Origin of the sequence: Mycobacterium sp. SA01, from assembly GCF_041287105.1 — a bacterium.
Taxonomy (GTDB): domain Bacteria; phylum Actinomycetota; class Actinomycetes; order Mycobacteriales; family Mycobacteriaceae; genus Mycobacterium.
Genome location: NZ_JBGGNO010000012.1, coordinates 105,828 through 123,766, shown reverse-complemented (window position 1 = coordinate 123,766; position 17,939 = coordinate 105,828). Strand labels below are relative to the sequence as shown.

Annotated in this window: 21 protein-coding genes and 1 pseudogene; 15 read left to right on the top strand and 7 right to left on the bottom strand. The window is 63.6% G+C overall.

Annotation, left to right across the window (positions count from 1 at the left end; translation table 11 throughout):
• A partial coding sequence (gene ctaD / locus AB4879_RS04050) for a cytochrome c oxidase subunit I (RefSeq protein ID WP_370506546.1) occupies positions 1-1,659 on the bottom strand: 1,659 nt, incomplete at its 3' end.
• A 162-nt stretch (positions 1,660-1,821) separates the two neighbouring features.
• Between ctaD and AB4879_RS04045 the strand changes: the two genes are divergently transcribed.
• The 3 genes from AB4879_RS04045 to AB4879_RS04035 all read left to right on the top strand — a co-directional run bounded on the left by AB4879_RS04045 (position 1,822) and on the right by AB4879_RS04035 (position 4,358).
• Positions 1,822-2,877, top strand: coding sequence for an iron-siderophore ABC transporter substrate-binding protein (locus tag AB4879_RS04045; RefSeq protein ID WP_370506545.1), 1,056 nt, complete (start codon positions 1,822-1,824; stop codon positions 2,875-2,877).
• A 23-nt stretch (positions 2,878-2,900) separates the two neighbouring features.
• Positions 2,901-3,176, top strand: a complete 276-nt coding sequence (locus AB4879_RS04040; protein WP_370506544.1) for a YciI family protein — start codon at positions 2,901-2,903, stop codon at positions 3,174-3,176.
• A 129-nt stretch (positions 3,177-3,305) separates the two neighbouring features.
• On the top strand, positions 3,306-4,358 hold the full coding sequence (locus AB4879_RS04035) for an NAD(P)-dependent alcohol dehydrogenase (RefSeq protein ID WP_370506543.1): 1,053 nt from the start codon (positions 3,306-3,308) through the stop codon (positions 4,356-4,358).
• Positions 4,359-4,361: 3 nt separating this feature from the next.
• Here AB4879_RS04035 and AB4879_RS04030 read toward each other — a convergent pair whose 3' ends face one another.
• Both AB4879_RS04030 and AB4879_RS04025 read right to left on the bottom strand, forming a co-directional pair.
• On the bottom strand, positions 4,362-4,691 hold the full coding sequence (locus tag AB4879_RS04030; protein ID WP_370506542.1) for a DUF3349 domain-containing protein: 330 nt from the start codon (positions 4,689-4,691) through the stop codon (positions 4,362-4,364).
• A gap of 74 nt (positions 4,692-4,765) precedes the next feature.
• Entirely contained in the window at positions 4,766-5,638 is an 873-nt protein-coding gene (locus AB4879_RS04025; RefSeq protein WP_370506541.1) for an alpha/beta fold hydrolase, read from the bottom strand.
• A 142-nt stretch (positions 5,639-5,780) separates the two neighbouring features.
• Here AB4879_RS04025 and AB4879_RS04020 point away from each other — a divergent pair, with 142 nt between their 5' ends.
• The gene (locus AB4879_RS04020) at positions 5,781-6,626 is read left to right on the top strand and encodes an MlaE family ABC transporter permease (protein ID WP_370506540.1); all 846 of its coding nucleotides are present in this window, start codon (positions 5,781-5,783) and stop codon (positions 6,624-6,626) included.
• A 5-nt stretch (positions 6,627-6,631) separates the two neighbouring features.
• On the opposite strand, the gene AB4879_RS04015 is transcribed toward AB4879_RS04020, so the two are convergent.
• Positions 6,632-7,243 (bottom strand): TetR family transcriptional regulator, encoded by a 612-nt coding sequence (locus AB4879_RS04015; RefSeq protein ID WP_370506539.1) that lies wholly within the window; start codon positions 7,241-7,243, stop codon positions 6,632-6,634.
• Between the two features lie 131 nt (positions 7,244-7,374).
• Here AB4879_RS04015 and AB4879_RS04010 point away from each other — a divergent pair, with 131 nt between their 5' ends.
• Together AB4879_RS04010 and AB4879_RS04005 are read left to right on the top strand one after the other, a co-directional pair.
• Entirely contained in the window at positions 7,375-8,490 is a 1,116-nt protein-coding gene (locus AB4879_RS04010) for a P1 family peptidase (protein WP_370506538.1), read from the top strand.
• Between the two features lie 65 nt (positions 8,491-8,555).
• Positions 8,556-9,905, top strand: a complete 1,350-nt coding sequence (locus AB4879_RS04005; RefSeq protein ID WP_370506554.1) for an APC family permease — start codon at positions 8,556-8,558, stop codon at positions 9,903-9,905.
• A gap of 80 nt (positions 9,906-9,985) precedes the next feature.
• Here AB4879_RS04005 and AB4879_RS04000 read toward each other — a convergent pair.
• Positions 9,986-10,072, bottom strand: a pseudogene (locus tag AB4879_RS04000) (hypothetical protein); the annotation flags it as partial.
• A 240-nt stretch (positions 10,073-10,312) separates the two neighbouring features.
• A complete protein-coding gene (locus tag AB4879_RS03995; RefSeq protein WP_370506537.1) occupies positions 10,313-10,819 on the bottom strand; it encodes a hypothetical protein in 507 nt (168 codons plus the stop codon).
• Between the two features lie 120 nt (positions 10,820-10,939).
• Between AB4879_RS03995 and AB4879_RS03990 the strand changes: the two genes are divergently transcribed.
• From AB4879_RS03990 to AB4879_RS03970, 5 genes are all read left to right on the top strand, one after another.
• A complete protein-coding gene (locus AB4879_RS03990) occupies positions 10,940-11,719 on the top strand; it encodes a hypothetical protein (RefSeq protein WP_370506536.1) in 780 nt (259 codons plus the stop codon).
• A 120-nt stretch (positions 11,720-11,839) separates the two neighbouring features.
• Complete coding sequence (locus AB4879_RS03985; protein ID WP_370506535.1) at positions 11,840-12,256, top strand: hypothetical protein; 417 nt, start codon at positions 11,840-11,842, stop codon at positions 12,254-12,256.
• A gap of 295 nt (positions 12,257-12,551) precedes the next feature.
• Positions 12,552-12,944, top strand: coding sequence for a hypothetical protein (locus AB4879_RS03980; protein ID WP_370506534.1), 393 nt, complete (start codon positions 12,552-12,554; stop codon positions 12,942-12,944).
• A gap of 132 nt (positions 12,945-13,076) precedes the next feature.
• Complete coding sequence (locus AB4879_RS03975) at positions 13,077-13,289, top strand: DUF732 domain-containing protein (protein ID WP_370506533.1); 213 nt, start codon at positions 13,077-13,079, stop codon at positions 13,287-13,289.
• 108 nt (positions 13,290-13,397) lie between these two features.
• Positions 13,398-13,625 (top strand): hypothetical protein, encoded by a 228-nt coding sequence (locus AB4879_RS03970; RefSeq protein ID WP_370506532.1) that lies wholly within the window; start codon positions 13,398-13,400, stop codon positions 13,623-13,625.
• Between the two features lie 148 nt (positions 13,626-13,773).
• Here the strand turns inward: AB4879_RS03970 and AB4879_RS03965 are convergent, their stop codons facing one another.
• A complete protein-coding gene (locus AB4879_RS03965; protein WP_370506531.1) occupies positions 13,774-13,971 on the bottom strand; it encodes a hypothetical protein in 198 nt (65 codons plus the stop codon).
• A gap of 226 nt (positions 13,972-14,197) precedes the next feature.
• Here AB4879_RS03965 and AB4879_RS03960 point away from each other — a divergent pair, with 226 nt between their 5' ends.
• The 4 genes from AB4879_RS03960 (at position 14,198) to AB4879_RS03945 (ending at position 17,879) form a co-directional block, all read left to right on the top strand.
• On the top strand, positions 14,198-14,449 hold the full coding sequence (locus AB4879_RS03960; RefSeq protein ID WP_370506530.1) for a hypothetical protein: 252 nt from the start codon (positions 14,198-14,200) through the stop codon (positions 14,447-14,449).
• 70 nt (positions 14,450-14,519) lie between these two features.
• On the top strand, positions 14,520-15,647 hold the full coding sequence (locus AB4879_RS03955; protein WP_370506529.1) for a hypothetical protein: 1,128 nt from the start codon (positions 14,520-14,522) through the stop codon (positions 15,645-15,647).
• 439 nt (positions 15,648-16,086) lie between these two features.
• On the top strand, positions 16,087-16,533 hold the full coding sequence (locus AB4879_RS03950; protein ID WP_370506528.1) for a hypothetical protein: 447 nt from the start codon (positions 16,087-16,089) through the stop codon (positions 16,531-16,533).
• Entirely contained in the window at positions 16,530-17,879 is a 1,350-nt protein-coding gene (locus AB4879_RS03945) for a hypothetical protein (RefSeq protein ID WP_370506527.1), read from the top strand. Before AB4879_RS03950 ends, AB4879_RS03945 begins: the two co-directional genes overlap by 4 nt.
• Positions 17,880-17,939: the final 60 nt, after the last annotated feature.

Below are 17,939 nucleotides of genomic sequence, written 5' to 3'. Positions count from 1 at the left end.
CCGCTCGATCATGTGCGGGTAGTGCAGTTCGAATGCCGGGCGCTCCGAACGGATTCGGGGCAGCTCGGTGAAGTTGTGCCGCGGCGGCGGGCACGAGGTGGCCCACTCCAGCGAGTTGCCGTAACCCCACGGATCGTCGACTGTGACGACCTCGCCGTAACGCCAGCTCTTGAAGATGTTCCACACGAACGGCAGCACCGACACACCGAGAATGAACGCACCGATGGTCGACACGATGTTCAACGTCTCGAAACCGTCCGACGGCAGGTAGTCGGCGTAACGACGCGGCATGCCCTCGTCACCGAGCCAGTGCTGCACCAGGAACGTGGTGTGGAAGCCGATGAACGTCAACCAGAAATGCACCTTGCCCAGGCGCTCGTCGAGCAGGCGGCCGGTCATCTTCGGGAACCAGAAGTAGATCCCGGCGTAGGTCGCGAACACGATGGTGCCGAACAGCACGTAGTGGAAGTGCGCGATCACGAAGTAGCTGTCGCTGACGTGGAAGTCCAGCGGCGGGCTGGCCAGCAGCACGCCGGACAGGCCACCGAGCAGGAACGTCACCAGGAAGCCGATCGAGAACAGCATCGGCGTCTCGAACGTCAGCCGGCCCTTCCACATGGTGCCGATCCAGTTGAAGAACTTGATGCCGGTGGGCACCGCGATCAGGAACGTCATGAAGGAGAAGAACGGCAGCAGGACCGCACCGGTGACGTACATGTGGTGTGCCCACACCGCCACCGACAGCGCCGCGATGCTGATCGTCGCGTAGATCAGGGTGGTGTAGCCGAACACCGGCTTGCGGGAGAACACCGGGAAGATCTCGGTCACGATGCCGAAGAACGGCAGCGCGATGATGTAGACCTCGGGGTGCCCGAAGAACCAGAACAGATGCTGGAACAGCATCGTGCCGCCGTTGGCGGGGTCGTAGATGTGCGCACCCAGGTGGCGGTCGGCAGCCAGCCCGAACAGTGCGGCGGTCAGCAGCGGGAACGCCACCAGCACCAGGATCGAGGTGACGAAGATGTTCCAGGTGAAGATCGGCATCCGGAACATGGTCATGCCGGGGGCGCGCATGCAGACCACGGTGGTGATCATGTTGACGCCACCGAGGATGGTGCCGAGACCACCGACGGCCAGGCCAAGGATCCAGAGGTCACCGCCGGCGCCCGGTGAGTGCATCGCATCCGAGAGCGGGGTGTAGGCGGTCCAGCCGAAGTCGGCGGCTCCACCCGGGGTGATGAACCCGGCCAGCGCGATCATCGCGCCGAAGACGAACAGCCAGAACGACAGCGCGTTCAGCCGCGGGAACGCGACGTCGGGGGCGCCGATCTGCAGCGGCAGCACCAGGTTGGCGAAGCCGAACACGATCGGCGTCGCGTAGAACAGCAGCATCGCCGTGCCGTGCATGGTGAACAGCTGGTTGTACTGCTCATTCGACAAGAACTGCAAGCCCGGCACGGCCAGCTCGGCGCGGATGAACAGCGCCATCAAGCCACCCATGAAGAAGAAAACGAAGCAGGCGACGCAGTACATGATGCCGATCAACTTGTGATCGGTCGTCGTGACCAGCTTGTAGATCAGGTTGCCCTTGGGACCCATCCGTGCAGGTGCGGGTCGAGTGGCCTCGAGTTCCCCCTGCGAAGGCACAACGGCAGTCAACTGTCCTCCAAAAATCGTTAGCGCGCCGAGAACGTGTAGTTGATCCTAGCCGCCCGTCGCCGCCAATGGGCTGTGGGTCCTACATTCTGTCGTATTTGTCACCGATGCACCTTCAACCGCAGCTCAGCGACCGTACGACAGGCGGATGTTACGGTCGGCGTCGTGCTGATCGGTGGTGAGCGTGCGGGTGTCGTGGTGGCCGCCGGGGCGGTGCTGGCCGCGGTCGCCATGACAGTGGCCAGCGGGTGCTCCACAACACCGCCGAAGACCGCGGCGCCGGGTGCACCGTCGCCTGTCACCAGCACCACCAAGATCGCGAGCGCGGGCGTGCTGGGCAATCAACGCAGGCCCGACGACTCCTGTGCGCCCGAGCCGGCCCGCCTGGACCCGGCCGCGCCCGACCCGCAACGCATCGTGGTGCTGGCCGGTGACGAGCTCGACACACTGTGCGCGCTGGGCCTGCAGACGCGGATCGTGGCGGCCGCCCTGCCCGACGGGTCGACCAGCCAGCCGTCGTATCTGGGCACCGTCATCCACGACCTGCCCGCAGCCGGCACCCGCAGCGCGCCGGACCTCACCGCGATCGCGGCCGCCAAACCGGACCTCATTCTCGGCTCCCAGGCGTTGACGCCACAGTCCCTGCCGCAGCTGACCGCTATCGCCCCGACCGTGTTCACCGACGCCCCCGGCGCGAACTGGCAGGACAACGTGCGCGCCGTCGGGGCGGCAACCGGACGAGCCCAGGCCGCGGCGGATCTGATCGGCGGGTTCACCGAACAGGCCAAGCAGAAGGGCATGGCCAACGATGCCCCGCACTTCCAGGCGTCCATCGTCCAGTTCACCGACACCACGATGCGGGTGTACGGCGCGGCGAATTTCCCGGCGTCGGTACTGGCCGATGTCGGGGTGGATCGTCCTGCAGCACAACGGTTTACCGACAAGCCGTACGTCGAGATCGGAATTTCCGACGCCGATCTGGACCGTTCCCCGGACCTGTCGGCCGCCGACGGCGACATCGTCTACCTGTCCTTCGCCTCGCCTGCGGCCAAGGATCGGGCGCCGGCCGTCCTGGACAGCGCACCGTGGCGCAAGCTGTCGGCCAACCGCGACAACCGCGTCTTCGTGGTCAACAACGAGGTGTGGCAGACCGGCCAGGGCCTGGTCGCCGCCCGCGGCATCCTCGACGACCTGCGCTGGCTCAACGCACCGATCAACTAGCCGCAGGCGGTAAGTTCACTCCCGTGTTCCACGTGCTGACGATCACCTATGAGAAGCCGCTCGACGTCGTCGACCAATCCCGGCCGGCCCACCTGGCGTTCCTGAACGAGGAGGTCGAGGCCGGGCGACTGCTGCTCGCAGGGCGCCTGGAGACGGGGACCGGCGGCGTCCTGATCACCGCCGATATCAGCACCGAGGATGCCCAGAGCATCATCGACCGCGACCCGTACACGCTGGCGGGCGCGGTCAGCTATCAGCGGTTATCTTTTAACGGCGGGGTTCGCGCCGCCGGGCTGTAAACCTCGTCACGTCGGGATTAGGCACCCGCCCCGCCGGGTTATGTCTGTTGGTCGCAACGTTGCGACCCAACTTGCACTCAAAACGCTGAATCGATCAGTGCTGCCTGAAACGCGATCAAAGAGGACACGATGAGCACAGTTACCGCTTACGCCGCCACGTCGGCAACCGAGCCCCTGACCAAGACGACCGTCAGCCGCCGCGACGTCGGCCCGCACGACGTCAAATTCGACATCCACTTCGCCGGGATCTGCCATTCCGACATCCACACGGTGCGCGGCGAATGGGGCGGTGTCCGCTACCCGCTCGTACCCGGCCACGAAATCGCCGGTGTGGTAACCGAAGTCGGCTCCGATGTGACCAAGTACAAGGTCGGCGACCGGGTCGGCGTCGGCTGCTTCGTCGACTCCTGCCGCGAATGCGACAGCTGTAAGGCCGGCCTGCAGCAGTACTGCACGGGTTCGGGCATGGTCGGCACCTACGGCTCGGTGGGCCGCGACGGCCAGCCCACCGCAGGTGGCTATAGCGGCAACATCGTCGTCGACGAGAACTACGTCCTGCGCATCCCCGATTCCCTGTCGCTGGAGGCCGCCGCGCCGCTGATGTGCGCGGGCATCACCACCTTCTCCCCCCTGCGGCACTGGAATGCCGGTCCGGGCAAGCGAATTGCGGTCGTCGGTCTCGGTGGCCTCGGCCACATGGGCGTCAAGCTCGGTGTTGCGATGGGCGCTGAGGTGACGGTGCTGTCGCAGTCGCTGAAGAAGATGGAAGACGGCTTGCGGCTGGGAGCCGGCGAGTACTACGCGACCAGCGACCCCGAGACCTTCACCAAGCTGCGCAACTCGTTCGACCTGATCCTGAACACCGTGTCGGCCAACCTTGACCTGAGCGCCTACTTGAGCACGTTGCGGGTGGACGGCACGCTCGTCGAGTTGGGCATGCCCGAGCAGCCCATGGTCGTGCCGGCGCAGCCGCTGGTCAGCATGCGCCGCCACCTGTCCGGTTCGATGATCGGCGGCATCCCGGAAACCCAGGAAATGCTGGACTTCTGCGCCGAGAAGGGCATCGAGCCCGAAATCGAGCTGATCCAGCCGGATTACATCAACGAGGCCTACGAGCGCGTGCTCGTCAGCGACGTGCGGTACCGCTTCGTGATCGACACCGAATCGCTGCGGACCGCTTAGCGGTCACTCGCCGACGGGGTCCTCGGACACACCGGCCAGCGGCCAACCGGCCGCGGCCAGTGTGGCCGCCACCCGCTTGACGTTCTCCGGCCCCGCATCGTGGTGACTGACGTCCTTGATGAACGCCGCGATCTCGTCCTCGTCGATCCCGCCGTCCAGGGCGGGCGAGTCCTTGGCGGTGATGTTGGCGACGACCTCTTTGATCTGCTCTTCGGTCAGCGGCGTCGAGCGCAACAAGGCCAGCAGTGGGACCCGGTCAGGTCCGGGCACCCCGTTGGGGTAACCGGCCCGCAGCCAGTTCAGGATCGAGTTCAACAGCGACGTAGTGGTCACGCCGCTCAGTCTCTCGGTTAGGTTCGGACCGCGCCAGCACCGATGGGACAGTTCTCCCCCGGTTCATACCGCGTTCACCGGTCGGCGGCGCATTTGCCCAGGAATTGGACGACCGCATCGGCGAACAGATCGTTGCGATCGCCCGCGACCATGTGGCCGGCGCCCGCGACGTCCGCGAACTCGATCTGGGGGAAGCGTGCGAGGAAGTCGTCGGCGCGCTCCTGCGTGACGAGGTCGCTCATCTGACCGCGCACCAGCAGCATCGGGGTGCCTGCCGCCAGGATCGCCGCGACCGCCGCGTTGATCCGATCCACCTCGGTCACCTCGATGGGTGGGCGCGACGCGCTGCCGTCGATGAACTTCGGATCCCAGTGCCAGTACCAGCGGCCGTCGCGGTGACGCAGATTGGCGCGAAGGCCGTCGAGGTCGTCGGGCCGCCGGCGGTGTGGGTTGTACTCCTGAATCATGTCGGCCACCTCGTCGAGCGAGGCGAAACCGGATTCCATTCGGTCGTACATGAATTGGTGGATTCGCGAGGCGCCCGACGGGTCCATGTCCGGGACGATGTCGACCAGGACGAGGGCGCGCAGCGTCTCCGGGGCGATCTCACCGGCGAGCAGCATTCCGGTGAACCCACCCAGGGATGCGCCGACGAGCACCGGGTGCGGCGGCAGCCGGCGCATGAGTTCGAGCACATCGCCGGCGAAGCTGACCACCCGGTAGTCGCCGTCGGGCGACCAGTCGGACTCGCCGTGACCGCGCAGGTCGACGGTCACCGCCTGCCAGCCACGGGCGGCGACTGCCGCGGCTGCCCGGCCCCACGATCGGCGCGTCTGGCCACCACCGTGCAGGAACACCACGGCAGGCGCGTGCGGGTCACCGATGCGGTCGGCCACGATGCGGACTCCGTCGACACCAGCGGTGATGAACGGTTCGGGTGTGCTCACGCACTCAGCATCGGTGATCAAATCGCCAGCTCAAAGCACCGGTCCCACCCGAGTGAAGCCTTTGGGCGTCGATAACCGGGACGAACGGCCCTACGGCGGCGCCACCGCGGCGCGGACGTTGGACGGGTGAAGCGGAACGTACATGACCCATAGGACGGTCTTTCCCCGGGTGACCCGCGCGTTGGAGCGCCCGTGGTACATCCTCGGCAGGATCGGCGACCAGGCACTGTTCTACGCCAAAGCGATAGCGGGCATTCCGACCGCAGTGCGCTCCTACCGCACTGAAATCGTTCGGCTGATCGCCGAGATCAGCATGGGAGCAGGCGTCCTGGCGATGATCGGCGGCACGCTTGTCGTCGTCGGGTTCCTCACCGTCGCCACCGGCGGCACGTTGGCGGTGCAGGGCTACAGCTCGCTGGGCAACATCGGCATTGAAGCACTCACCGGGTTCCTGGCCGCCTTCATCAACGTACGCATCTCGGCACCCGTGGTGGCGGGAATCGGGTTGGCCGCCACCTTCGGCGCGGGTGTCACTGCGCAGCTGGGGGCGATGCGGGTCAACCAGGAGATCGATGCACTGGAAGCGATGGCGATCCCGTCGATGGTTTTCCTAGTCAGCACCAGGATCGTGGCCGGCATGGTGTCGATCGCGCCGCTGTATGCGATCGCGGTGATCCTGTCGTTCCTCGCCAGCCAGTACACCACCGTCACGCTGCTGGGGCAGTCGGCGGGCCTCTACGAACACTACTTCTCGACGTTCCTGAACCCGATCGACCTGATGTGGTCGTTCGCCCAAGCGATCCTGATGGCCATCGCAATCCTGTTGATCCACACCTATTTTGGCTTCTACGCATCCGGCGGACCGTCCGGAGTCGGCGTCGCGACGGGTGACGCCGTCCGGACCTCACTGGTGGTGCTGGTGTCTGTGACGTTGCTGATCTCACTGGCGATCTACGGCAGCCAGGGACGATTCAACCTGGCGGGCTGACGTTCTCAGTCCAGCTGCGGGATCGAGGCGTCTGTGGCGAGTTCGGCATAGCTCCGCATGAGCCGAAATGCGGTGGCGCGGTTCAGCTCTGGATCCCGCGCGACGATTCGATAACCGAAGTAGTCCTCCATGGACATCAGTGTCATCGCGATGTCGCGGGCCGAGTCGCTGAGACGGAACGCTCCGGACCGGGCGCCCGCATCCAGCAGATCGGCGTAGAGACCGACCTGGCGGTGGTAGATCCCCTGCACGTCGCGACGGGTGTCGAGATCGAAGCCGGCCGCCAGTACCGCCCGCCAGATGGCACGCCACTCGGCGTCTTCCGGACCGGTGGGCAGACCGGCGGCGATCGTCTGGGCGAGCTGACGGCAGGGATCGCCGCTCTCGGTGCGTAACCGCAGTCGGTCATCGTAGAACCGGACGTCGGAGCGCAACGCCAGCTCCGACAGCAGCTCGGCCATGTCCTTGAAGTAATACCGGACGGCGTTGGTCGTCAGGCCCAGCTCCGAGGCGACGTCGGAGAGCTTGAGGGTGGCCAGGTCATGACGTTCGATCAGCGCGATGGCGGCATCCATGATGTCGCCGCGCCGTTCGACCTGCCGGTTCGGCCGTGCCATACCTGCGCCACTCCTGTCGTCGGGCCGGGTGGATCCACCCCATTTTGCACTTCCTCTTGCGTGCTGCGTCACACCGGCGCATAGTTCTTTTCCAATCAGGAAAAAAACTATCGGTGAAGTGAGCGTGACCAATGCGGGCCAGAGATCTGGGCGTAGCAATCGGAGACCATCCCACCGGGCCGCACAACGCCATCACCGACGTCGCCGGCGTCCAGGTGGGGCACACCACCATCACCTCCGACGATCCGCACACCGTGCGCACCGGCGTCACCGTCGTCATCCCCCACGAACGCATCTGGACCGAACCGGTATTCGCCGGTGCGCACCGACTCAACGGCAGCGGCGAACTGACCGGCCTGGAATGGATCCGGGAATCCGGCGAACTCACCACCGCCATCGGCCTGACCAACACGCACAGCGTCGGGGTGGTTCGCGACGAACTGGTGGCGGCGCAGGTGCGGGCCCGCGGCGAGGGCGCCTACTGGTCGTTGCCCGTGGTGGGCGAAACCTACGACGGACTGCTCAACGACATCAACGGCTTTCACGTGCGTCCCGACCACGTACGGTCCGCGCTGGACACTGCCAGCGGTGAGCCACCCGCCGAGGGCAACGTCGGCGGCGGGACGGGCATGATCTGCCACGGCTTCAAAGGCGGTATCGGTACCGCCTCCAGGGTCACCGACACCGTCGCCGGGCGCTACACCGTCGGGGTCCTGGTGCAGGCGAATCATGGCCGTCGCGAACGACTTCGGATCAACGGTGTACCGGTCGGCGAGCTGATCGGTGCCGCGGAGGTGCCGCTTCCCGAACTCCCCGCCGGCTACGAACCCGGGTCGGGCTCGATCATCGTCATCGTCACCACCGACGCCCCGTTGCTCCCCCACCAGTGCACCCGGGTGGCCCAACGTTCCGCTCTGGCCGTCGGCCGACTCGGCGGCACCGGCGAGCAGTACAGCGGGGATCTGATGCTGGCGTTCTCGACCGGCAACCGCGGGATCCCGCCGTATGCGTGGGACGAGGACACCGCGACGTCACGCCCGGAGATCCCACTGCGGATGGTGGCGCCGCAACTGATGACCCGCCTGTTCGACATGACCATCGAGGCAACGGAGGAGGCCATCGTCAATGCCATGGTCGCCGCCACCACCATGACCGGCCGCAACGGTTTCACCGTCCACGCACTGGACCACGACCTACTTCGCCATGCGCTATCCCCCACTGCCCCAACACTTCAGGAGATCTCGTGACCACATCCACCAAGGCCGACGGGCGCCGCCTGACCGGGCGGCTCGGGCCGATCGGCATCGTGTTCATGGTCGTCGCGGCGGCCGCCCCACTGACGGTGATCGGCGGCAACATGCCGTTGGCGATGGGGCTGGGCAACGGCGCGGGCGCCCCGATGGGATTCGTGATCGCCGCGCTGGTGCTGCTGGTTTTCAGCGTCGGGTTCGTCACCATGACACCGTATGTACCCGAGGCCGGGGCGTTCTTCTCCTATGTGACAGTCGGACTCGGCGAGCGCATGGGCAAGGGCATCGCGGTGGTCGCGCTGATCGCCTACACCGCGATCCAGGTGGGCATCTACGGCTACATCGGCTGGGCCATCAACGACACCGTCACGCACTACAACGGGCCGGTGATCCCGTGGCCGGTGTACTCGTTCGTCGTCCTGGCGATCGTCGCGGTACTCGGCTACCGGCATATCGAGTTGAGCGCCAAAGTGCTCGGAGTGGCACTGGCGCTGGAGATCGGCATCGTCGTCATCCTTGACGTGGTGATGGTGGCCAACCCGAGCCCGGCCGGAGTCACCTTGAGCTCGTTCGATCCCGCCGTCTTCACTCACGGCACACTGGGCATCGCAGTCCTGTTCGCGCTCACCGGATTCATCGGTTTCGAGGCCACCGCGGTATTCCGAGACGAGGCGCGGGATCCGGAACGCACCATCCCGCTCGCCACCTATGCCGCGGTCATCATCATCGGCGCGTTCTACGCCATCACCGTGTGGGCGTTCGTCGTCGCCCTCGGGCCCGATCAGGTGACCGCGACAGCCGAGAAAACCCTTGCCGGAGAAGGCAATATGCTGCTGGACACCGCCGGTGACATGCTGGGCACGATCGGGCGAGACATCGTCAACGTGCTGCTGTTGACCAGTCTGTTCGCCTGCGTGCTGTCCTTCCACAACGTGATCGCGCGCTACCAGTTCGTGCTGGCCGGAAAGGGGTTGCTACCGGCCAGACTTGCCGGCGTGCACGACAACCACGAGTCGCCGGCATTCTCCTCGGTGGTGCAGACCGTCACTGCCGCCGCCATCGTCGGGGTGCTGGCGATTCTCGGGATCGATCCGCTGGTCGGCGTCTTCGGCTCGATGGCGGGCGTCGCCACTGTCGGCATGGTGGTGCTGATGCTCACCACGTCGATCGCGGTACTGGCGTTCTTCCTGCGCGGGCGCGCCACGGGCTCACTATGGACCACCCGTCTGGCGCCGGCACTCGCGGTGCTCGGGTTGCTGGGCAGTCTGTGGTTGGTGCTGTCGAACTTCACCTTGGTCACAGGCGGCAGTGCCACGTTGAGCGCCATCTTGGCCGCGATCCCGTTCGTCGGCTTGGTCGCCGGTGCGCTCGCCTGGCGGCCGTCGCAGTCGTTGGCACCCTCGACGACCTGATTCGGGACGCGGGGGTGCCGAGCCCGTCCTGCCGCGCGGCCTCTAACGTTCGCGAGGTCGCGCGGTAAGACGCTCGGGGACTAGAAGTTCCAGTCCTCGTCTTCGGTGACGACGGCCTTGCCGATGACGTAGCTCGAACCCGACCCGGAGAAGAAGTCGTGGTTCTGCACTAGCCACAGGTAGGTGTTCCGAAATAGGTTTTGAGCTGGCATAACTCATATCTGCAGTTCCCTCCAGATACCCGGAGATGCCGCACTATTGTGGGCAAAATGTGGGCACGGATGAGATGAGACCACAGACGCGCCCAACGGCTTTGTGATGGAACGGCTGCTGTCGCGAGGCGCACGGCGGCGTTCCACCCGGTCGGTTTGAGATCCATATAGACGATCGAGTCCGGCGCGATGCGACTAGTGGCCCTTGCCGTGCCCCGGCAGACCGCCACTTGTAACGCTCCGCACCGTCGTTGCGTTGCCTAGCCATGCTCGCTTCGGTCTCTGGTCGATCCGCGCATCCTTCGCACGGTCCTTCTCCCAGTACTCCTGCACATCACTTCGGCGCTTTTTGGTTGGAGCCTTCGAGGGATTGGTCTTCTTCAACCTCGCCAACTGCGTCTGCACACGATGCAGTTGCGCTCGCTGGTTGTCGATTTTCTGTTGCAGCTTGGCGACCTTGTCCCTCGACGATTCCAATGACTCGCTGGCCTCTTCCGCTGCCGTTCGCCACCATTTCGCCTCGTAGATGGGCAATAGTTCCTGGCATGCTCGACACACCCGCTTCGGACGGTCAGGGCCTTCTGCGGCGATCTCCGAAAAGGGGTGCCCGCACAGTGCGACAGTGTTGCGGTTACGGATGTAATCCCAATGATGCGCCGACCTCGACGCCACGTCGCGCACGAACCAATACTCCGGCTCCATATCGCACAATTATAGGAACAGCGAAGTAGTAAGCCACCGCAATATCAGTCAGCTCCGCTGACTATGAAGGGCGGGCGGCAGGGTGAGGAAAGGGCGCACCAGAGATGGCTAAGGGCCGTGATGGATGACAGTGATCCAGACGACGCAGTAACGAAGATCATTTCGAGCCTCGTTGTTGGCGCAGTAGTAGTTGCAGCGGTTATCGCGGTTGTTCCGAAAGAGGTTGGGATTACTCTCGGCGTTATCACGGCGGTCGCGCTTCTAATCGGCTTGACGGTGCGGGGTTACAACAATCGCGACAAGCGCCGTGCAGAGTATGCGGCTTACGCCGAACGCGACCGCGAAGCGCGGGCACGAGAAGCAAAGCAACGGCGCATCAGCACCCTCGGCGAGGATTATGCCGCCCTCGTCGAATTTGCACTGAATGCGGTCATGCAGATTGATGGATCTGAAGCTGCTCGCGCAGGGTGGCTTGGTGATGTCGACTTCAGCGCGGATATCCAGGAGATCGCGCAACAGTTCGGGAAAGCACACGCCCTTCGCAAGGTTTCCAGCGAGTTGTCGGCTCTGGACAAGCCTAGCCTCGATGATTGCAAGATCATCGAGGAGGCAATGACCACCATTGCCAATTTGGAACGCCCTGCGATCCATCGCATAGAACTGATCGACAAGTGCGCGACAGAAGCTCTGCTCATCGACGCATCACTTCATGCTGAACGAGTGGACGCTCGGACCGCTGAGCAACGTGCGGAGCTACAGGGAAAACTGAGCGCGATGCTTTACGGAGTCAATACAACATCGAAAACCACTCCAGCAGACTCGTCAGCTAACGCCGTCATGGCACGGATCATGGCCTATCGAGAGATCAAGAACCAGATTCCACGAGCACGTGGCGTCTGACTGGTGTAACGGTTTCCGGGTACGGCACGTTGTGACGATAAACAGCGACGTGGAATTTCGTGGCTGTGTCGGTGCCACAACGCACACAGAGGTGTCGCTGGGTGGCGTAGCTTCCCCGGCATGTCATACCTACACGAACCGTTGCGCATCATCAGCGTGCAACTGCCCGATGAGGCGCTCAAGAGTCACCGCACGCTCAACGACGGAAACCCGGATCTCTATCCGGTCATCGTGGGATTCAGTCGGCCCGTGAACGCCTACGAGCGGCTGGCGTTGCGGGACTTCGGCGTGATCGGCGAGAACGACAACCACCACTGGGCACTCATCGAGGACACGACGCTGGAGGCTATCGCCGATCAGCTCGACGAGTACCACTCGGTGCTCGACTCGGCGGTGGAGAAGGCGCGGCAGATGCGGGAAGAGGCAGAGGCGGAGGACGAACGGCTGCGCAAGGGCACGCTCCAGCTCGTCTACCGCCTACGTCAGGAACACGGTCTCGACGCACCCCACGAGGACGAGAGCTGGCGCAAGTCTTGAGCCGAGTGGCCAAGTCATAAGCTGCGGCGACAAGCATGGTCGTCTTGACACTGGTCGAGTACTCCCGGTCTGGAACGTCATCGGCCAAGGCCTCGGCCCCGTAGCCATTGCTATTGAGCGGCTTGTTGGTTCGGTGCTTTACGAGTCCACGGACCCGTATGGCGCGGACAGCATCGACGACGATGACGATGGTTCGGACTGAGTCTGAGGTTGCGGGACCTGGGAATACAAGGTGGTCATAGTGTGAAGCAATCCGACTTCCCTATGAGAGGACGTAATGGCAGCGCCAGAGTGCATGGTCGAGGGGTGCGGATCATCCGCGTACACGATCGACGACCTGACACCCGATCGCGAGTGGGCGAGCCTTCCTGGCGAGGTGATCGTGTGCAATCACCACCGGGACGAGTTGGCTAAACCGGAGACTGAATGGGTCTTGATCCGGGATGACCGGAAGGTTTACGTCGGCGACCAACTCCGCAAGCTCGACGAATACATCCTGCTGGAGGCTCCACGCGAGTTGATTGGGACCGGCTCGAATCGCGAGTTCAGCGATGAGGCAAGCGATGACGGTTGGTACTTGCCGCTCAAGGTACGCAAGCGCGGTGATCGGCGAGAACAGACTCTGACGATCGTGATCCCGTCGAACGAGCTTCTGCGGGAGATGGCCAGTCTCATCGAGGACATCTAGGCGAGCGCGCTAGAGGTTTGGTAGTCGACGACCAGGCTCGCCGCGCCGCACTGCGCACCTTCACGTGGTCGCCGATAAATACGTCCCCACGTGCGGGTTGACGGGTGATCAGTTCGCTGAACTACTACGCGATTGAGTGCCCTGGGGTGCGCCCAGGACGCACTCAACGTCGGGTACCCGGTCTGCGAGGCTTTCGATTCCGGCCAGAGCGCGGCAGTCAAGGCGGTGCTGAAGGCTTACAACGGGCCGGGCCAGTCGAACGCTGAGTACCACGCAACTCTCTTCGCGACCTATGCGGCGCACGAGCTGTGCCCGCAGCACGACGGCGAGATCGCGCCGATCTGACAACGCAGAGAAGCCCCACCTTGGAGTGATCCAGGTGGGGCTTCTTCGTGTCGGGGACGGTGGATAGTGTCCACAGAGGCGCTGAGGAACCGATGACTGGAGGATCTTGTGACTAGCAACAGCACTGCTGAGGCGGAACTGGCCGAACTCGCTCGCCAGGCTGCATGGGGGCTGATGAAGGGAGGGGACCTCGACACGTGGGACGAGGGGAAGCATGCCCTGAGCCTCCGCCTCGACATCCTCGATGCCGCCAAGCGGGCCGGTATCCACATCAACCGCGCCGCCGCAGGTATCGGCGAGATCTACACCCGCGCTGAGGTAGACGGCGATTCCTGACCCGACAACGCAGAGAAGCCCCACCTTCAATCGAGGTGGGGCTTCTTCGTGCTCGGGGTGAATACCCTCAGACCGCCTGAGGGATTAGCGTCGGGACTCCACCGCCTCGGGCCTCCCCGCCGGGGCGGTGTTTCATGTGTCTGCGGTCTTACTCCGGGTCGCCCTCGCCGACGGGCACGACCTTTGTGATCATCTCGTCGGTGGGATACGTCCAGGTGGCCTCCCCATCAGCAGACGCGGCGAACTGACCATCAGATGCGTTGAAGTCGACCACCGCTGTCTTTCCGGTGAAGCTCACCGACGACTTACCGCCACTGACTGCCCATAATGGGACGGGATCGACCATGACAACGTCCCCGCCTCCGGGAGCCTCCCTGCAAATCCAAAACTGACGTCTCGCCCTTGTGAATCTCGGCGAAGGCATCTCCAGCTTTGACTTTCTTACGGCCATAGAGAGGGTTGTTCATCGCATAGGCCTTTTCGCGTGGCTGGGTGGGTATGCAGTACGGACCATAGGACAAGCCGCCGACACTTTCGGGCGTGTCGCACCAACGAAGTCCTACCGTGACGGCATGGCCGAGGTTGGTGACGTGTTGCGAGCTGGATGGAATCGGTGGATCGTCAAACCGCCGACGCACTGCCCCAACGGCCACGAGCTGAAGCCCGGCAATGTCCTCGTCGGCCATCAGCCGTGCCGGGGTCACGGTGCCGGGCACACCATCTGGCACTGCCTGACGTGTCCCAAGGAGGAACCGCCGACGGACGGACCCGCACTGGGTGCGCACTGCACGATCTTGGACGGACCGGCGTTGGTGCGGACTTGAGCACTTGCTGAATTGCTGCTGCCGACGTTTCCGGCACCGAAAATGCCAAATAGCTTTTAACTTTGAGAGCGTGACGGCCGAAGAGACCGAGCAGCTTGACGACCCGTATCGCTCCGTCGAGTGGTGGCACGACCTCGAATATCCCTTCATCGCCTCGACTGAATTGGTTAGCCGGGGTCAGACATTCACCTCGCCCCTCAAGACCACCGACGGCACCTTCACCATGACGGTCATGCTGCCGAGTCCGCCTGCCGATGAGGCCGACCACGTAGCTAGCCACCTAGCGCCGCCCCCGGATTGGCGCGCAACGCCAGTCGAGACCAGCGAAGACTGGGGCACCGACTACAAGCACCCGGCGTGGGGTTCGGCACATGCGATCGTCAAGCGGCTGGCGTTCAGTGCCGAGATCCCCCCGGAAGATGCGGTGCCTCCTGCTGCACGCGAAGAATGGGGTGTCGACCTTTTCAGCATCGAGATCCGCAACTCAATGGAGCAGTGGTGGGACAACGTTCGAACCTGGATCGAGATCTCGACAGGCCAGCGGATCGCTCGCGTGGGTCACGAGCCACCGCGACTGCGAGGAGCAACCTGGCACGAAAGCTCGATCACCCCGATTTGGCTCGTGTCCGCCAAGGGCAACCGCGAGGAATGGCGGGGCGGTGCTACGGAACTCACCGTGCGTCCGCCAGTTTACGGGCTCACGCCTGAACTGTTCGCGGCTTGCTTGTCGTTGTCCGAAGTAGAACCGGACCTGGCGTGGACCCTGCTTCGGGATGCACGGGCGCTCCAGGATGTGGGTCAGTACCGGCGTGCAGTCATTGATGCGGCGACCGCCGCCGAACTGGCAGTGATCAGACTCGTCGACGCGAGGCTAGATGCTGTGGAAGAGAAGATTCGAGACGCGCTGGCGGAGAAATTCCGGATGCTGGGCGGAAAGGCCAGTCTCCTCAAGAAGCTTGGCAATGGTCTGCCCAAGAGCTTTACCGACGACCTCGTGGAGAAACGAAATGACGCTGTTCACGATGGAGTAGATCCGTCGTGGGCGGAGTGTGACGCCGCGATACAGGCCGCTCTAGCGCAAGTGAGGAGGGCGTTTCCCTTGCCCACTCCACCAGGAGCTGCTGAACCGCTGGTGTGTCGGTGGGACCCGCCCGAAGAGATTGCGAATAGCGGCCTGCCGATAGACCGCGTGCTGTGACGCCCCCACACACCGTCTCGCAACTTCTCACCGCTGCTCGCGCCAGGCGTTCTGGGCTGACCACGACTTCGGATGACTCTTCCACCCGACGCTCCAGCAGCGTCCTGATGGCGGCGATGTCGGTCTTAAAGGCCTCGACGTCGGCCATGAGGTTCTTGGCTCCGGCGGCAGGGAGAACATGCCCACGGTCAGTCCCTCGGGCGGCATTCCGTCTGCATCGATGGTGGGCGGTTATCAGTTCGTCCTCGTGTGGCCAAGTTCGGCGGTGCAGATCAGCACGAGGTGTCTTGGTCAAGGCGTAGCTTGCACTTGAGAAAGCCCCGAGGGGGTAGGCCTCAACGTTGATCCGTCGACCGCGTGCCGATCCGTGTGCAACGGTCCACAAGTCGCGACCCCTGCTCTCGTCATGCTGTTTGACCCACCGGAAGGAGAACGAGTCATGCCCAGGGGACCTGAATGCCAGGTCGAACGCTGCAAGTTCCCGGCGACCAAGATGCATCGACTCAAGGAACAGAACGGTTCATTCGACTTCCCCACCGATTTTGTCGTGTGCGACATCCATAAGGACAAACTCTCCGACCCCGCAACCGAGTGGATGCTCCTCTACGAGGACGACGGCGTGCGACGCCTGCTAGTTGGGCCGATGCTGGCTGAGTTGGACGAATTTTTGGTGCTGGCACCGATCACCAAATTGACGATGCATTCGCAGAGCAGCCGCGTAGTCAGCCATCCTGAGAGCAACGGATATTACGTGCCAATTCGCGTTCGTCGTCGCGGTGGCGAGGAGCAGACGTTGACGCTCGTGCTCCCCTTCGATGCACTGGTAGAGACCGCCGACTTTCTGCATCACATTGCGCACCTGAACGACAAAGTTGACGAACCGTGACCGACCCAGACGCTCAGGTAGCGGAGTTCAACTCGTTGGTCGCGTCGCGCATCAACCGTTTCGCCGAGACTATGGAGTTCGGGAACGACACCGCAGACCGCTACAGACAAGTTCTGCTTGATCATCAGCCGGTAGATGGCCGAGCAAATGCACCCTGTGCCGCTCCGCACACCCAGAGCACTCCTTGGCCTTGCCGAGAAGTACGGCGTCTCAGCAAGGCTGACACGTATCCCACCACTGTTCAGGCCGCCGCACGGTGGCTGGATGTCCTGGCAAGCATGCGGGAGATGATCGGTGCGACGATCCCGCAAGTCATCGACAACATCGAGTACAACCTTCGAGTGGGCAGCCGCAACGCTGAGTACAACCGGCGTTTCGCGTTCAGCGCCTTCACGATGCCGTTCACTTACGCCCTCGCCGCTACACCCCCGCGTACCGGCAGCGAAGCCGAAGCGGCGATCGCTCCTCTGGTCGAAGCCGTGGAACTTGTCATGACCGATCCTGACGTCCGGGGCGCAATGGCCAGATTGGAAGAAACTATGGCTTCGGCTGAAGAGGCGCTCGGCTCGCTGCTGACTGATCCCGAACCCGCCACGGTCACCGAGTTGGTCGAAGAGTTGAAGCGTTCCCTCAAGGTGTCGATGCTCTCTGCGCTACTTGGTTCCTCGGGGATCGTCGAACTGGCGGACGCGGAGTTGAACGCCCGCCTCGAAGAACTCAAATACCCGCCACCGCAGGCTCGTTGGGTCGACTTGGCTGGCGTTCCGGTCAGTGTCGTCGGCACACCAAGTGACACCACTATCAGCATCGAGGAGGTGTATCAGTCGGCAGCACCAGGGGTGCAGGGGCTTCTTCAAGCTATGCGGGGTGAAGTGTCTCCTCCTCGAAGTACCGAGGTCCAACGCATCCAAGGTTCTCAGTGGATCAGCTTCATCTTCGCCGAATGGAACGACCACTACCGATTCGAGCTTGCCAAGGTGTGGGACTGCAGTCACCGTGACTACCAATTTCCCCTACTTGGGGAGCTGGGCAAGGTTCGGAACGACATGATCCACAACGGCGGTATCGCAAAGCGCGCCACTGCCAACTGCCAACTGCTGCGGTGGTTTACAGAGGGTCAGCGGATGCATCTGACTGCGCCGATGTACCTGGAGGTCGTGCAGCTCTGGCCGTGGAACGAACTGCTGGGCCGACCGACGCCAAGTCAAGATTCGCGGAACCAATATGGGGGTCGTGCGCCATTGAATTTGATCGACGCGGTTCAACGGGCCGCAGCCGTCGATGGGATCAAGCCCGATGACGTGATCGAGGAAGCGTTGACGCTTTGGTTACAGCGTGGTGAGTAGTTGTTCCCAAGATCGAGATCGGCAAGTGCGCGAAGCCGTGGCGAGTGGCGTGGATTAGCC

Coding starts and splice junctions, on each gene's coding strand:
- AB4879_RS03985 (WP_370506535.1), top strand. CDS start 11,840: ATGTCATACCTACACGAACCGTTGCGCATCATCAGCGTGCAACTGCCC.
- AB4879_RS04015 (WP_370506539.1), bottom strand. CDS start 7,243: ATGGCACGGCCGAACCGGCAGGTCGAACGGCGCGGCGACATCATGGAT.
- AB4879_RS03950 (WP_370506528.1), top strand. CDS start 16,087: ATGCCCAGGGGACCTGAATGCCAGGTCGAACGCTGCAAGTTCCCGGCG.
- AB4879_RS03980 (WP_370506534.1), top strand. CDS start 12,552: ATGGTCGAGGGGTGCGGATCATCCGCGTACACGATCGACGACCTGACA.
- AB4879_RS04020 (WP_370506540.1), top strand. CDS start 5,781: ATGACCCATAGGACGGTCTTTCCCCGGGTGACCCGCGCGTTGGAGCGC.
- AB4879_RS04010 (WP_370506538.1), top strand. CDS start 7,375: ATGCGGGCCAGAGATCTGGGCGTAGCAATCGGAGACCATCCCACCGGG.
- AB4879_RS03990 (WP_370506536.1), top strand. CDS start 10,940: ATGGATGACAGTGATCCAGACGACGCAGTAACGAAGATCATTTCGAGC.
- AB4879_RS03965 (WP_370506531.1), bottom strand. CDS start 13,971: ATGGTCGATCCCGTCCCATTATGGGCAGTCAGTGGCGGTAAGTCGTCG.
- AB4879_RS04005 (WP_370506554.1), top strand. CDS start 8,556: ATGGTCGTCGCGGCGGCCGCCCCACTGACGGTGATCGGCGGCAACATG.
- AB4879_RS03995 (WP_370506537.1), bottom strand. CDS start 10,819: ATGGAGCCGGAGTATTGGTTCGTGCGCGACGTGGCGTCGAGGTCGGCG.
- AB4879_RS03960 (WP_370506530.1), top strand. CDS start 14,198: ATGGCCGAGGTTGGTGACGTGTTGCGAGCTGGATGGAATCGGTGGATC.
- AB4879_RS04035 (WP_370506543.1), top strand. CDS start 3,306: ATGAGCACAGTTACCGCTTACGCCGCCACGTCGGCAACCGAGCCCCTG.